Source organism: Larkinella insperata (genome assembly GCF_026248825.1).
In the GTDB taxonomy this organism is placed as follows: domain Bacteria; phylum Bacteroidota; class Bacteroidia; order Cytophagales; family Spirosomataceae; genus Larkinella; species Larkinella insperata.
In genome coordinates, this window is record NZ_CP110973.1 from 361,268 (window position 1) to 375,959 (window position 14,692).

The 14,692-nt window shown below is 53.3% G+C and carries 13 protein-coding genes; 12 read left to right on the forward strand and 1 reads right to left on the reverse strand.

The genetic code is table 11. The features are described 5' to 3' along the window. Positions 1–67 precede the first annotated feature (67 nt). From OQ371_RS01335 to OQ371_RS01360, 6 genes are all read left to right on the forward strand, one after another. A complete protein-coding gene (locus OQ371_RS01335) occupies positions 68–460 on the forward strand; it encodes a RidA family protein (protein ID WP_265991865.1) in 393 nt (130 codons plus the stop codon). Positions 461–479: 19 nt separating this feature from the next. After that, complete coding sequence (locus tag OQ371_RS01340; protein ID WP_265991866.1) at positions 480–1,163, forward strand: hemerythrin domain-containing protein; 684 nt, start codon at positions 480–482, stop codon at positions 1,161–1,163. An 80-nt stretch (positions 1,164–1,243) separates the two neighbouring features. Beyond that, on the forward strand, positions 1,244–2,089 hold the full coding sequence (locus OQ371_RS01345; protein WP_265991868.1) for a helix-turn-helix domain-containing protein: 846 nt from the start codon (positions 1,244–1,246) through the stop codon (positions 2,087–2,089). Positions 2,090–2,220: 131 nt separating this feature from the next. Further along, a complete protein-coding gene (locus tag OQ371_RS01350; RefSeq protein ID WP_265991870.1) occupies positions 2,221–2,814 on the forward strand; it encodes a diheme cytochrome c-553 in 594 nt (197 codons plus the stop codon). 68 nt (positions 2,815–2,882) lie between these two features. Further along, positions 2,883–3,506: a YceI family protein gene (locus OQ371_RS01355; protein WP_265991872.1), complete on the forward strand. Its 624-nt coding sequence runs from the start codon at positions 2,883–2,885 to the stop codon at positions 3,504–3,506. Between the two features lie 236 nt (positions 3,507–3,742). Beyond that, positions 3,743–4,930 (forward strand): phosphoglycerate kinase, encoded by a 1,188-nt coding sequence (locus tag OQ371_RS01360; protein ID WP_265991873.1) that lies wholly within the window; start codon positions 3,743–3,745, stop codon positions 4,928–4,930. 328 nt (positions 4,931–5,258) lie between these two features. On the opposite strand, the gene OQ371_RS01365 is transcribed toward OQ371_RS01360, so the two are convergent. Continuing rightward, entirely contained in the window at positions 5,259–7,712 is a 2,454-nt protein-coding gene (locus OQ371_RS01365; protein ID WP_265991874.1) for a TonB-dependent receptor, read from the reverse strand. Positions 7,713–8,025: 313 nt separating this feature from the next. Between OQ371_RS01365 and OQ371_RS01370 the strand changes: the two genes are divergently transcribed. The 6 genes from OQ371_RS01370 (at position 8,026) to OQ371_RS01395 (ending at position 14,661) form a co-directional block, all read left to right on the forward strand. Then, complete coding sequence (locus tag OQ371_RS01370) at positions 8,026–9,486, forward strand: nicotinate phosphoribosyltransferase (RefSeq protein WP_265991875.1); 1,461 nt, start codon at positions 8,026–8,028, stop codon at positions 9,484–9,486. Between the two features lie 174 nt (positions 9,487–9,660). Beyond that, on the forward strand, positions 9,661–10,095 hold the full coding sequence (locus OQ371_RS01375; RefSeq protein WP_265991876.1) for a MarR family winged helix-turn-helix transcriptional regulator: 435 nt from the start codon (positions 9,661–9,663) through the stop codon (positions 10,093–10,095). A gap of 8 nt (positions 10,096–10,103) precedes the next feature. After that, positions 10,104–11,444: a TolC family protein gene (locus OQ371_RS01380; protein WP_265991877.1), complete on the forward strand. Its 1,341-nt coding sequence runs from the start codon at positions 10,104–10,106 to the stop codon at positions 11,442–11,444. Between the two features lie 18 nt (positions 11,445–11,462). Further along, entirely contained in the window at positions 11,463–12,596 is a 1,134-nt protein-coding gene (locus OQ371_RS01385) for an HlyD family secretion protein (RefSeq protein WP_265991878.1), read from the forward strand. A gap of 3 nt (positions 12,597–12,599) precedes the next feature. Next, positions 12,600–14,156: a DHA2 family efflux MFS transporter permease subunit gene (locus OQ371_RS01390; RefSeq protein WP_265991879.1), complete on the forward strand. Its 1,557-nt coding sequence runs from the start codon at positions 12,600–12,602 to the stop codon at positions 14,154–14,156. 4 nt (positions 14,157–14,160) lie between these two features. Then, positions 14,161–14,661, forward strand: a complete 501-nt coding sequence (locus OQ371_RS01395) for a MarR family winged helix-turn-helix transcriptional regulator (RefSeq protein WP_265991880.1) — start codon at positions 14,161–14,163, stop codon at positions 14,659–14,661. The last annotated feature ends 31 nt before the right edge of the window (positions 14,662–14,692 follow it).

Here is a 14,692-nt window from a genome sequence, read left to right on the forward strand (position 1 = left end):
TTCAATACCGGGGTTAGGCGCGGGCTTACTTTTGCATGCAGTTAGAAACAGTAAACAACAATCACTCATGCAAAAAGCGATCATCAATCCCTGGCAATGGCAGGACAACCTGGGTTACGCCCAGGCCATAGAAGTCAGCCACGCCAGCCACACACTTTACTGCGCCGGGCAGGCCGCCATGACACCTGACGGCCAACCCGTTGCTGCCGACATGGCCGAACAAATTGGTTTATGCTTCGATAACCTCGAAACGGTTTTGCGGCAAGCGGACTATTCCCTGGCGAATGTCGTGCGGCTGAATTTTTACACCACATCCACCGAGCAGTTTTTTGTGGCCTACGGGCATGTCCTGCGCCGACTGGGTGCTCTGGGCTGTACGCCCGCCAGCACGCTCACGGAAGTCCGGGCCCTGGCTTTCCCTGAACTCCTGATTGAAATTGAGGCTACCGCCGTGAAATAACCTTTTCCAAAACAAAATCATGCAAGAGCAACGCTATAACGTGTTTAATCAGATTCATAAAGGGCTACGGGGAATGCTGTACAACACAGCCCTCCAGTTGCAGCAAACCGATTTTACCCAGCCCGAAGCCAACGCCGTTGTCGAGCAACTTGAGCAGGTTCTGGCGTTTTTCGACGAACACGCCGAGAATGAAGACCGCTTCATTCTGCCCCACGTCCGGAAACACAATGCGTCGCTGATCGACGAACTCGAAAAAGACCACGAAATCGATCACCGCCTGACCCAGACGCTGTTCGATCACATCCGCGACTGGAAGGCGGCCCAGACCGCCGATCAGAAAGAAGCGGCCGGACAACGGATCAGCTTCGCTTTCAACGAGTTTATTGCCTTCAATCTGTATCACATGAACAAGGAGGAAAACGTACTGATGTATTTGCTCTGGAAGCACTATACCGATGCGGAAATCCGGCAGATGGAAGGTGAAATCCTCCAGTCTATTCCGCCCCAGACGCTGCTGGCCGAAAGCCGTTGGATGATGCGCTCCATCAACGACCGCGAAGTGATCAGGTGGCTGACCGGCCTGAAGCAGGGCGCTCCGGCGGAGGTTTTCAACGGTTTTCTGCGGATGGCCGAGGAAGAACTGCCCGCCGATCGGCTGGCAAAGGTACACACGGCGCTGGAGCTTGCTGAACCGTTTGCATGAATGTCGCTTTTTTTCAATACTCAGCCCAATTACCGTATTATTTTTGAAGTATCTTACGCAATGATACGACTGTAAACCAGATGCAAACGAGTTACCAGGAGTTTAAACCGTCAGCCGCGCTGCAACCTTTTGTTGAATGTTACTGGCTGCATCATTTTAAAGCCAACAGTAACGAAGAATCGCCGGTTCAGCGCTGTCTCCCCTTCGGTACGTTGGAACTCATTATTCACCTGGACGATACGCGTGCTTACGTCTATTTTGACAACATCTGGCAAAAACTGCCGCAGGCGTTTTTCGCTGGTCTTTATCAGGATACAGTGCAGTGGAAATCGGTGGGAACGGTGCGAAAATTCGGGATTCAGCTGAAGCCGGAGAGCCTGCCCCAGTTGTTCAAGGTGCCGGTTGCGTCGATGTTCAACAACTTCACGGACCTGGAAACTTTCTTCGGCAAAGAAATCAACCGGCTGGTCGACACTATATACGGTTTGCCGAACGTCGACGAAGTGGTTCAGATCGTCGAAACGTTTCTGCTGGCGCGGCTCCAGAACCTGAAGGCCGAACGAAACTACGTGTTTGAAGCAACCCGGCTGATCCGGCAGTCGAAAGGCAGCTTGTCGATTGAGGCCCTGAGCGAACACCTAGCCATCAGCAAGCGGCAGTTGGAACGCAGTTTCAAAGACAATTACGGGCCGACACCCAAGATGTACCAGCGCATCATTCGGTTCCGGAGCGCCTACGAATCGTTGCACCAGAAGGCCACGATGCCCAACTGGCTGGATGTTTCCTACCGCTTTGGTTATTCGGATCAGGCCCATTTTATCCGGGATTTCAAGGAATTTACCAACGACGCCCCGGCCACGCTCTTTCAGGATACGGACCAGTACTACCGGCAACCGGGGCGGCAACTGATCCGGATGCGGGCCTAGAAGAGTAGCCAGGCGTTGGCTCCGTCAGCTCCTTTTTCTTCCCATTTTTCAAGTTAATGACGGTCTTTCCGACCTGTGTCGGAGGGACCGCAGGAGTCTCTTTTTCTTCTCTAAAAACAAAAATACAAACCATGAAACGTATGTATCTGGCGGCCGTAGCCGTCGTGGGGCTGCTTTGTGCCTTTACTCAAGTGCAGGATGCTCCCAAACCAGCGAAGCGTCCGGCTTCCATCAACCAGCAACCGTCTCAGGGCGAACTGGTCAACCGGGGTGAATACCTGGTTACCATTATGGGCTGTGGCGACTGCCATTCGCCCAAGAAAATGACACCCCGCGGCCCCGCTCCCGACCCGGACCGCCTTCTTTCCGGCTATAACAGTACCCAGCCGCTGGGCGACTACGACAAAAATCTGGCGAAGAGCGGACAGTGGGTAGTTTTCAACGGCCAGAACACGGCTTTTGCGGGACCCTGGGGCGTGTCATTCGCGGCCAATCTGACGCCCGATGCCACCGGTATCGGAAGCTGGTCGCTGGAGCAGTTTATCAAAGCTATGCGGCAGGGCAAATTCAAAGGACTGGACAACACGAGGCCCCTGCTCCCACCCATGCCCTGGCCTAACTACGTCGGCATGGCCGATGCGGATATGAAAGCCGTATTCACGTATCTGAAGTCACTCAAACCCGTTGCCAATGCTGTACCGGCCGCCATTCCACCCGGTCTGTAACCGTATCCTCCGTAATCCATTGTAAACGCTTTAGCCACGTAACACAACAAATTCTAATGATCCAGTGCATGAAAAAAGTAGCTTTATTGAGTGCCATCGCCGTACTGGCAGCCGGGTTGTGGAATTGCACCACCGACCACCTGGACCCGTCGCAGGAAGCCTACCAACTCGACGAGACCAAATCTGTGGCAGTCTGGAAGGGCAGCCAGCGCACCGGTAATTTTAATGAAGGGGCCATTACCGTAAAAAGCGATCAGTTGACCGTGCAGAACGGCCAGGTAACCGGTGGGTCGTTTACCATTCCGGTTTCATCCATCGTTAACTACAATTTACTGGATTCGCTCAAACCAATACTGGTGGGCCACCTTCAAAGTGCCGACTTCTTCAACATGGCCCTGCATCCCAACATTACCTATACCATCACGGGTATCGCTCCTTACGCGGGCAGCAACGGCCTGGCGGGGTCGAACTACCAGGTTTCGGGTAACCTGACGATGCTGGGCAAGACGAATCCCGTTGTTTTTCCGGCCCGAATTCAGCTAAACGACAACCAATTAACCGTAGAAGCCACGCTCGAGGTGGACCGGACCAACTGGGGGATCACGTACGCATCCGATCCCGCTCTGCCCGACGATCACTATATCCTGCCGAATCTGGGCATTCATCTCAAACTGTTCGGAAATAAAAAATAACCCAGACCGTGCTCTTAAAAATGCCTGGCCCAGATAGGATTCGATCTCACGGTCAGGCATTTTATGCTTCATACCTACCAACAAAACTCGGCCAGAAGGCTGGTCTTCTGCCGGTAAAATTGCACCCATACCTTTAAAATTATGACAAATCCAATAAGCTGATTTACGGATTGCTTCGTTTGGTTAAAAACCCCTAAGTTCGGGCCGATTTTACTAGCCAACAGAGAATCTCTTGTATGAAAACATTAGACGCTTATAATTTTTCCGGCAAACGCGCCCTGATCCGGGTGGATTTCAACGTTCCGCTGAACAGTAAATTCGAGATTACGGATGACACCCGTATGAAGGCCACGCTGCCGACGATCACCAAAATCCTGAAAGATGGCGGCTCGTGCGTGCTGATGTCGCACTTGGGTCGGCCTAAAGGAGGGCCGGAAGATAAGTTCTCGCTCAAACACCTCGTTGGCCCGCTGTCGATCATGCTCGGCGTTGATGTCAAATTTGCCGACGACTGCATCGGTGAATCCGCGAAAGAGCAGGCCGACGCGCTGCAGCCGGGTGAAGTGCTACTGCTGGAAAACCTGCGTTTTTACAAAGAAGAAGAAAAAGGCGACGTTGGCTTCGCCGAAAAACTGTCGAAACTGGGTGATGTCTGGGTAAACGATGCCTTCGGTACTGCCCACCGCGCCCACGCTTCTACGGCGGTTATCGCACAGTTCTTTACGGATAAAGTTTGCGGATACGTCATGCAGGCTGAATTGGACAACGCCCAGCGGGTGCTGGACAACGCCGACCGTCCGTTCACGGCCATCATGGGTGGAGCCAAAATTTCGGATAAAATCCTGATCATTGAGAAACTGCTGGACAAAGTCGACAACCTGATCATCGGCGGGGGCATGGCTTACACGTTCTCCAAAGCTCAGGGCGGCAGCATTGGTAAATCGCTGCTCGAAGCCGATAAGCAGGATCTGGCGCTTGAACTGCTCGAGAAAGCTAAAACCAAAGGGGTTCAGGTTTATCTGCCGGTCGACAACGTGATCGCCGATGATTTCTCGAACGATGCAAACCGTCAGGTGGTGGCAACCGGCCAAATCCCCGACGAATGGGAAGGACTAGACATTGGCCCTGAAACCGTTAAGCAATTTGCCGAAGTGGTTTCAGCCTCAAAAACGATTCTCTGGAACGGACCGATGGGCGTGTTTGAGTTCCCCAACTTTGCCATTGGAACCAACGCCATCGCAGACGCAGTGGTAAAGGCCACGGAAGAAAACGGCGCCTTCTCGCTGATTGGTGGGGGTGATTCAGCCTCGGCCGTTAACAACGCCGGTTATGGCGACCGCGTCAGCTACGTGTCAACGGGCGGGGGCGCTTTGCTGGAATACATGGAGGGCAAAACTCTGCCGGGTGTTGCCGCTCTCGACTAAGCCATACGTCGTTGAGCGCTTAAAATTGTATTTTGCTGAATGAAAATTATTCATTCACATATTCACAAAAAAGGCCGTTTACAGCGGCCTTTTTTTATGACTTTTGAATTTAATTGCCCAAATCGCTACAATTTCATCAATCGTCGGGGAGGTGAATCACCAAATCATATTTTGAATTTCCTTGTTGATACATTATTTTTAAAAATGAAAAAGCCACTCCTCAACGTGGGAATGGCTTTCTGCTTTCTTAACCTAAACTAATTATCTGTATAGTGTAACGGCGGAGCGGTGAAAAACTGTCCGCCGTTTTCATTTATTTAACGTTTATTTAATTATTTCCACCCCCGGCGCGGTTCCGTTCGGCCTCCGTGCTGGTACTGCGCTGGCGAGCCGCTTTCACATTCTGGTTGCCGAAGCGGTACGTAAACGTCAGACGGGCAATCCGGCTTTCCCAACGCGCCCGAATCTTGAAATCAATATCCTGGTACTTGGCGTATCCCTGGAATTTATTCAGCCAGAACGGGTCGTTGACGTTCAATTTCAGCGTCGCCTTGTTGTTCATCAGCGATTTCTGTACGCCAAGTCCAAAAGCTCCCTGCGGACGGACCGTGTAAAAACCGTAGATGTTTTTTGAGTTGTACCACCCGAATACCTCGGCCGTAAAGCCTTTCGACAGGACAAAGTTTTGTGAAGTGTATACATTAAAGGCAACGAAGTCAACATTATACTGTGCTCCGAGGTACGGAGATTGGTATTTGTTGTAAAAAATGTTGACGTTGTTCTGCATATTCCACCACTTGGTCACCGCCACCGGGGCACTCATCGTCAAACTAACGTTATCCAGCGTTGCCAGGTTGTCCGTCGTTACGTAAGTGATGTTTTGGTCCGGAATCTGACCCGGCACTTCATCCACGATCACGTCGATGGTCCGGCTGTAACCCAGCGAGGTCGAAAACTTGCCTTTGTAGACGTGGGTCAGCTGAAACGAATTTGTAAACTGCGGCTTCAGGTACGGGTTGCCCTGCTGATACGTATACGGGTCGAGGTAAAACCGGAACGGGTTCAGATTTTGGTAGTTCGGGCGGTCGATCCGGCGGCTGAAGGAAAGGTTCAGCACGTTGTTGGTATCAAGTTGCCGCGACACAAACAACGTCGGGAACAGGTTGGTATAATCCCGGTCAACCACTCGGTTCAGGGTCAGCGAATTTCCCCGCGAGAACGTGTGCTCGAGCCGCAAACCGGCCTGAATGCTGGTTTTCTTGTCCAGCTTACCCGCAAAGTTGACGTAACCCGCGTTGATGCGTTCGGTGTACTTGAAGCGGTTGCTCTGGCCCGGATTCACGATCCAGCGGCCGTCGGTAAAGTCCTCGTAGATCAGGTTATTATCCGACTGCACCGAACTGCTTTTCACACCGGCCTCCAGTTTACCGCCTTTTTTCAGAGGGTGAACGTAATCGGATTTGAAGGCCCAGATGTTAATGGCCGACGGCATATCGTTCCGAACCAGGGCCGGGGCCTGGGCAATGCTGTCATTGGCGTTTCGGTACGTTGTATTCAGGCTGTTGTACGAATCGCCGTTGAAGCGCGAATAGTCAAGGTCGGCGGTCAGTTCACGGCCTTTCCCGTCGAAATCGTACTTGTAGTTGACGTTCCCCGTTAGGTTCGACCACTTATTTTTCACCGAGACGGCCGTCGTCGGTTTGAGTGTAATCTGGCCCTGTTCGTTCCGGATTATGGCGTTGTTGATCCCGTTATCCTGCCGCCAGTCGTTGAGAAAACCCGTTGCCAGCACCCCGATGGTGCTTTTCTTGTTCAGAAAATAATCGACGCCGGTCCGGAACGTGTGCCCATCGAAGCGGTTGGGGCGGTACGATGCCTGGTCAAAGTACGTAACCTTGCCGTTATATGGTATGATTCGGTTGAGTTCGTTTTCCTGAAAACGGCGGTTGTGGAAGTAGCTGTAGTTTCCGAAAGCGTTGATTTTACCGACCCGGTGGTTCAGGTTCAGGCTGGCGTTGGCTTTCTCGTACCGCCCATACCCTACCCCGGCAATGGCCGTTCCGTTGGTACCGAAGTTCTTGTTTTTCTTCATCCGGATGTTGATGATCCCCACGTTTCCGGCGGCATCGTATTTGGACGAAGGATTGGTAATAATTTCGATTTTCTCGATGTTGTCGCTCGGCGTGTTTTTCAGCAGATTAGCCACTTCCTGGCCCGACAGATACGTCTGCTTGCCGTCGATCATTACCATCACACCCGATTTACCTTTCAACTGGATGTTGTCGTTCTGGCGGTCGATGGTAACACCGGGAGCCTTTTCCAGCACCTCCAGAGCCGTGTTGCCGCTCGCAACAATGCTGTTTTCAACGTTGACGACGGTTCGGTCGATTTCCTGTTCAATGAACGGCTTTTTAGCCACCACCTTGACCTCGTTCAGCTTTTTACTTTCTTCCAGCATCGTCAGTGTTTTGACCTGAACATCTGGATTGGCCGCATCAATCGCGAACGGTTCTGAATATACTTTCTGGTATCCCATCAGGGAGGTCGCTACCCGGTAACGGCCTTCGGCCACATTGTCAAGTTCGTATAGTCCCTTATCGTTGGTAACGGCCCCTTTGACCAGCGTAGAATCCTTGGCTTTCAGGAGTAAAATGGTGACAAATTCCGCTGGTTTCTGACTCGGGTCGATAACCAGCCCGCGCACTTTTCCCTTGACGGGAGCCTGGGCTAGTGCCGATGTCATAACCAGCCACGCACACACGGCGGTGATAAACGTTTTCATGAGATGTAGTATTAGGCTGTTGTTTACTGCTGACGATTCAATGACGTTGTTTACTGTTCGGCTCCTGAGGAGTATGTGGCAAAGTTAAGTAGTATGTATTGCATAGAACCTGATCTTACATAGATGGTCAATTTACAAGGATGACCGGTCAAAGGCGGTAGACTGCCGGAAATGGTTTCGATTGGCAGATGCAAAGATGGGCAGCCAGGTTGCATTCATCAAGAAAAAAGATGTTAACGGGTGTTAAAAGAGGTTAAACGGAACCGGCGTTTGCTAGTTAATAAAGGATCACTGGAAACCCATTCGTATTAAAATGCTTCATTCCTTGTACAACACATCGCTCAGCCTCCTCACCGATCTTTACCAACTTACAATGGCCTACGGATACTGGAAATCCGGCACGGCCCAGAAAGAAACCGTATTCAATTTGTATTTTCGCAAACACCCCTTCCAGGGCGGCTTCACGGTGGCCTGTGGTCTGTCGAGCGCCATTGAGTATCTGAACGCCTTTTCGTTTTCCAGTGACGATGTTCGCTACCTGAGCACGTTAACCGGCACCGACGGCCAACCGTTGTTCGACCCCGCTTTTCTGGATTATCTGCAAACGTTGCGCTTTACCGGCGACATTGATGCCGTGCCGGAGGGAACCGTCGTTTTCCCCAACGAACCCTTGATCCGGGTGCGCGGGCCGATTCTGCAGTGCCAGTTGCTCGAAACGCCCCTGCTGACGCTAATCAATTTTCAGTCGCTGATTGCCACGAAAGCCGCCCGGATGCGGCTGGCCGCCCACGACGACACCCTGCTGGAATTTGGTCTGCGTCGGGCGCAGGGCATCGATGGGGGCATGACCGCCAGCCGGGCCGCCTACATCGGCGGGTGCGACGCCACGTCCAACGTACTGGCCGGCAAGCTGTACGGCATTCCGGTGCGCGGTACACACGCCCACAGTTGGGTGATGTCGTTCGACAGCGAACTGGAATCCTTTAACGTGTACGCGGACGTGCTGCCCAACAACGTCACCCTGCTGGTCGACACCTACGATACTATCCAGGGCGTCAGAAATGCCGTTGAAGCCGGAAAGAAGCTCAGAGAAAGAGGTTATCAGCTCAGCGCCATTCGGCTGGATTCGGGGGATCTGGCTTACCTCAGCATGGAAGCTCGTAAATTATTGGATGAAGCCGGTTTTCGGGAAACGGCCATTGTCGGCAGCAACGATCTGGATGAATACCTCGTTACCAGCCTGAAAGAACAGGGGGCTAAAATAAACATCTGGGGAATTGGCACCAAACTGGTGACGGCCTACGACCAGCCCGCGCTGGGTGGGGTGTACAAGCTGGCGGCCATTCAAAACCCGGCGGGGCAGTGGGACTACAAGCTGAAACTGTCGGAACAGACCATCAAGATTTCCACGCCGGGCATCCAGCAGGTGCGACGGTATTACAACGAACGCGGCTTTATTTCCGATATGATTTACAACGAGGAAACCCCGCCCGCCGGCCCGTCCACGATGATCGACCCCTACGATTTTACCCGCCAGCGTCGTTTTGCCGACGCAACCACGTTTGAAGATTTGCTGGTCCCCGTCTTCCGAAATGGACAAACCGTATATACTACTCCGGACATTCAGACGGTTCGGAACCGCGTCACAACACAACTGAGCCAGCTCCATCCGGGGATCAAACGGTTTACCAACCCCCATGCGTACCCCGTTGGTCTCGAACAGAACCTGCATCAGTTAAGAACCGATCTGATTCTCAAATTACGCCAGAAATAACGGTGAGGGGCTAACGAAAACTTAGCCCCTTCTTCTTTTCGTCCTATCAAATAGCGCCTTTTGGGCATCAAATCACTTTTAATTGAAATTTAATTCAGAAAAGACGTTAGGCATAAACCTGTTTAAACAAATTTTGTTTAAACATATATAAAACAGCACCACAGCCAACCTCCCATGAAAAGCCGTCCGTTTAGAAATAGCTATCACGAGTTACTGGTCAATCTGCATTCCACCCAGAGCCAGATTAGTAATGAATTTCAGAAGAAGCTGGAACCGTTCGATCTCTCCTCGCAACAGTATTTCATTCTGCGGCTTTTGTCGGAAGCCCACCCTCACCCGCTAACGGTGAGCGAACTGAAAAACCAGATGGTAGACCGGAGTTCTGACATCACCCGCCTGATTGACCGGCTCGTGAAGAAAAGTCTGGTGATCCGGGAGAACGATCCGGAAAACCGGCGCAAGGTAAACCTGCGGCTTAGCGAAGACTCGTACGCCTTTGCGCAAAAAGTCATCGGCCAGTTTCAAAACTTCGAATCCATCGTGAGTCACTTGAGCGAACCGGAGGTGCAAACCCTGAATGAACTGTTGAACAAAATCAGAAATCAGTAATTCTCAGTATGAAAACAATCCATAAACCGTTGCTGGCTCTGCTGCTCACCGCCGGAATTGGCGGGGAAATGGCTGCAGCCCAGACGCCCCCGGTTGTCTCGCTGGATCAGGCGGTGCAGTCCGCTCTCCAGAACAACAACGCGTTCAAACTTTCCACTACCCGGGTTAAACTGGCCGAAGCCCGGCTGCAGCAGACGAAAGAAAACGAACTCCCGCAGGCTTCGGCTTCGCTGTCGTATTCCCGTTATGACCTTTTGAACGCATTTTCGCTGGGTGCCCCCGGTTCGTCGGAAGCGGCCCTGACCATCCCGAAAGGTGCCTTCAACGCCACGATGGGCGGTGTAACCGTTCGGAAGGAATTATTTGGTGGTTTTGCCGAAAAATCGGCGCGGGTTTCGGCCGAACTGCTGGCCCAGGCCAGTCACCTGGATGCTGATAAAGATCAGGCCGAACTGACGTACAACGTAGCCGCATCGTATTTCAACATAGTCAAAATTATCAAATCAGCGTCCATCATTGCCCAGAACATTCGCCAGACGGAAGAGCGTGAGCGCGAAGTGAAGAACCTGGAAAAAGAAGGGATCGTGACCGCCAACGAAGTGCTGAAGATTCAGTTGCAGAAAAACAACCTTCAACTCAGTCAGCTTGAGGTAAATAAGGCGCGGGAAACGGCCCTGTTCAATTTTGCGTTACTGATCGGGCATCCGGAGCAGCAAGCCTTTACCGTAGATACGACCCTGAACGAGCAATTGGTGGCCCTGGCACCGGTGAACGATTACATCGTCCGGGCCCTGCGCGACCGCCAGGAAGTGAAAGCCAACGACCTGCGCATCCGGGCGGCTGAATCGGCATTCCGCACCACCAAAAGCGCCTTTTATCCGCATCTGGGACTCTCAGCCGGTTATAATTACATCAACCCCACGAAAGAATTGTTTCCCAAAGCCAATTCGTTTGTCAACGCCTGGAACGTCGGGCTGGGGTTGAGCTACAACATCGGCACGCTGTACGGCTGGAAAGGCCGGGTGCACGAATCCAAGCTGAACATTGAAGCGGCCAACCTGCAGCAGAATCAGCAGTCGGAGCAGATCAGAAATGAAGTATTCAGCAACTACAACGCCTATCAGCTCGCCCACGAGAAACTGACGGTAATCCGCACCGCCGTTACCCAAGCGACCGAAAATTACCGGCTGACCGAATCGCGGTTCCGCAACGGCCTGGTCCTCGCCAGTGATTTGCTGGATGCGGAAGATTTTCTGCTTCAGGCGCAACTTAACCTTGTCAACTCAACCATTGACGCCCGGCTGGCTTATCACCGGCTCCAGAAAGCCGTGGGCGAAACCATTAAATAACACACAGGAAGTAAAATCATGGAAAACAGTAGAAAAACCATCATTCGTGTTGTCATCGGCCTGGTGCTGCTGGTCGCTCTTTTCTTCGGCTACAGCGAGTTCCGGCAATTACAACGCTTCGAAACGACCGATAATGCCCAGATCGACGGCGATGTAGACCCAATCATCCCGAAAGTGGGTGGCTACGTCAAAAGCATCCGTTTCCAGGACAACCAACGCGTTAAAAAGGGCGACACCCTGGTCGTGCTGGACGATGCCGATTATAAAATTCGGGTAACCCAAGCCGAAGCCGCCCTGCAAAGTGCACAGGCCGGGCTGGGGGTCAGTCGCTCGAATATCGGTACGGCTTCGGCCACCATTCAAACTTCGCAGGCCGGGGTTCTGACCGCCCGCGAATCCGTGGCGTCGGCCCAGGCCAACCTGGAAGCCACCCAGGCGCGGTTGTGGAGAGCCAATCAGGATTACCAGCGGTACGAACGCCTATTGGCCGAACGGACAGTTCCGCAGCAACAGTTTGATGCCGCCAAAGCCGAACGGGATGCCGCCCAGGCGCAGGTGAATGCCGCCCGGGCGCAGGTGCAAACCGCCCAGGCCCAGGTCAATGCCGCCGGTACGCAGACGTCCGTAACCAGTGCCCAGCGCCGGTCGGTGGAACAGCAAATTACCGTGGCCCAGGCCACCATCAAGCAACGGCAGACCGAACTGGATCTGGCAAAATTGCAACTTTCGTACACCGTGCTGCTGGCTCCCGTCGACGGCGTGGTTTCCAAACGAGCCATTCAGGTAGGCCAGCTGGTGCAACCGGGCCAGGCGCTCTGCTCCGTGGTTCCGGACAAAGAACTGTGGGTAACGGCCAATTTTAAGGAAACCCAACTGGAAAAAATGCAGCCGGGCCAACCCGTTGACATCGAAGTTGATGCATTCCCCAGTGAGCCCATCCGAGGTTACGTGAGTTCCTTCTCGGGCGCAACGGGCGCCAAATTTACGCTGCTGCCTCCCGACAACGCCACCGGTAACTACGTGAAAGTGGTGCAACGCATCCCGGTTCGGATTGAACTGGACAAAAACAGTCCCCTGTTCTCCCGCATCAAACCGGGCATGAGCGTGACGGTGCGCGTGGATATTGAAAGTAAAGGCGAACGAAAAGGGTAATCCATGAAATTAGGCTTTGATAAATGGGTCATCATCTTTACGGTGACCTCGGCGGCTTTGCTGCAAATGATTGATACCTCGATTGTTAACGTGACGCTCACGCAGATGATGGGGAACCTCGGCGCATCGCTGGGGGACATTAGCTGGGTCGTGACCGGCTACGCGGCCGCCAACGCCGTAATGATTACGCTGTCGGGCTGGCTGTCGGCCAAGTTCGGTCGGCGCAACTATTTTGCGGCTTCCATCGTCCTGTTCACGATTGCGTCGATTTTCTGCGGAACGGCCACCAACGTCTGGGAACTGGTCTTTTTCCGGGTCATTCAGGGCATCGGCGGGGGCGGCTTGCTGACGACGGCCCAATCCATTCTGATCCAGACGTTTCCGAAAGAAGACCTGGGAATGGCGAACGCCATCTACGGGCTGGGGGTCATCATCGGTCCGACGATTGGCCCGACGCTGGGCGGATACATCACCGACAACCTGTCGTGGAACTGGGTGTTTTTCATCAACATCCCGTTTGGTATCTTGGCCACGGTCCTGACGTTCCTGTTCATTAAAGAACCGGCCGAAAAAATTCCCGCCGGACGCATGGACTGGCTGGCGCTGATTCTGCTGACGGCCGGAATCGGCGGTTTGCAGATCGTGCTCGAAAAAGGCGAAAGCGAAGACTGGTTTGAAACCCGGTACATCGTGGTCATGTCGGTCATGGCTGTAGTCGGCATTATCGGTTTTATCTGGCGTGAACTGGCCGTCGATAATCCGGTGGTCGACCTGCGCCTGCTGCGAAAACGACGGTTTGCCGTCGGAACGCTGTTCAACTTCATTCTCGGTTTCGGACTATTTGCGTCGGTGTTCATCATTCCGGTTTACTGCCAGAACCTACTGGGCTTTACGGCCAGTCAGACGGGTTGGCTGCTGATGCCGGGCGCATTGATGAGCGGGGCCATGATGCCCGTGGTCGGAACGTTGCTGCGGAAAAATTACATTTCGCCGGTTTGGTACAGCGCCCTCGGCTTTCTGCTTTTCTTTATTTTCTGCTACCAGTTATCCGGCCTGAGTCTGGATACGGGAGCCGATTCGTTTTTCTGGCCGCTGATCATCCGGGGCATCGGCATGGGCTTCATTTTTATTCCGCTGACTACCATCACCGTAGCCGACCTGAGCAACCTGGAAGTGCCGCAGGGTTCGGCCCTGACGAACATGGTCCGGCAATTGGGCGGTACGTTCGGAACGGCCATCATCACGACGTATATCTCGACGCGCTCGGTTTTTCACCAAACTATTCTGGCCGACAACGTCACGAATTACAACCCACTTTCGGTCGAGCGCATCCGGCAGTACACAGCCCTGTTTGTTTCGAGAGGCAACGATCTGGCCACGGCGACTCAGAAAGCCTACACCCTGCTGAAAGGGGCCGTGACGCGGCAGGCGATGGTCATGACGTACGGGGATGCCATGCTGATTATTGGCGGCTTTTTCCTGATCTGTCTGCCGCTGCTGCTGCTGTTTATTGGCAAGAAAATCAAGACGCAGGAACACATGGAAATGTCAATGGAGTAAGCGCATGAATCGAAAGCACAGGCATTCGGAGAAATGCAGTCCCGTGGAGCCGCCCGCCGAGAAAAAGCAACTGGTTGGGCGGCTGCTCCACAAATCATCGCGGTTTTTCCGGGAGCTGGCGGCCCAGCGGCTGGCGCAGGCGGGGTACGCCCACATCTGGATCGGCCACATTGTCCTGATGCTCCACATCCGTCCGGGCGGCTCGACCATCAACCAGCTGGCGCAGGAGACGAGCATCAGCAAACAGGCGGTTTCGCGGTTTGTGAAGGAACTGGAAACGAATCACTACGTGAGCACCGGCCAACACCCCGACGATGCGCGCTCTGTTCTGGTCGGCATTACCGCATCCGGGCATCAACTGCTGGCGGCCTGGCAAACCGCCACCGATCGGGCTTACCAGCAGTTTATCGAGATTGTGGGCGAAAAATCAATGCAGGAGTTGGTGGGCACGCTGGATAAACTGGTCACCTTTTTTGAAGAACCGCCGACGGATTCGGCAGCCTGATTGCTGCACGGCTAAAACTTCACAAAACCGT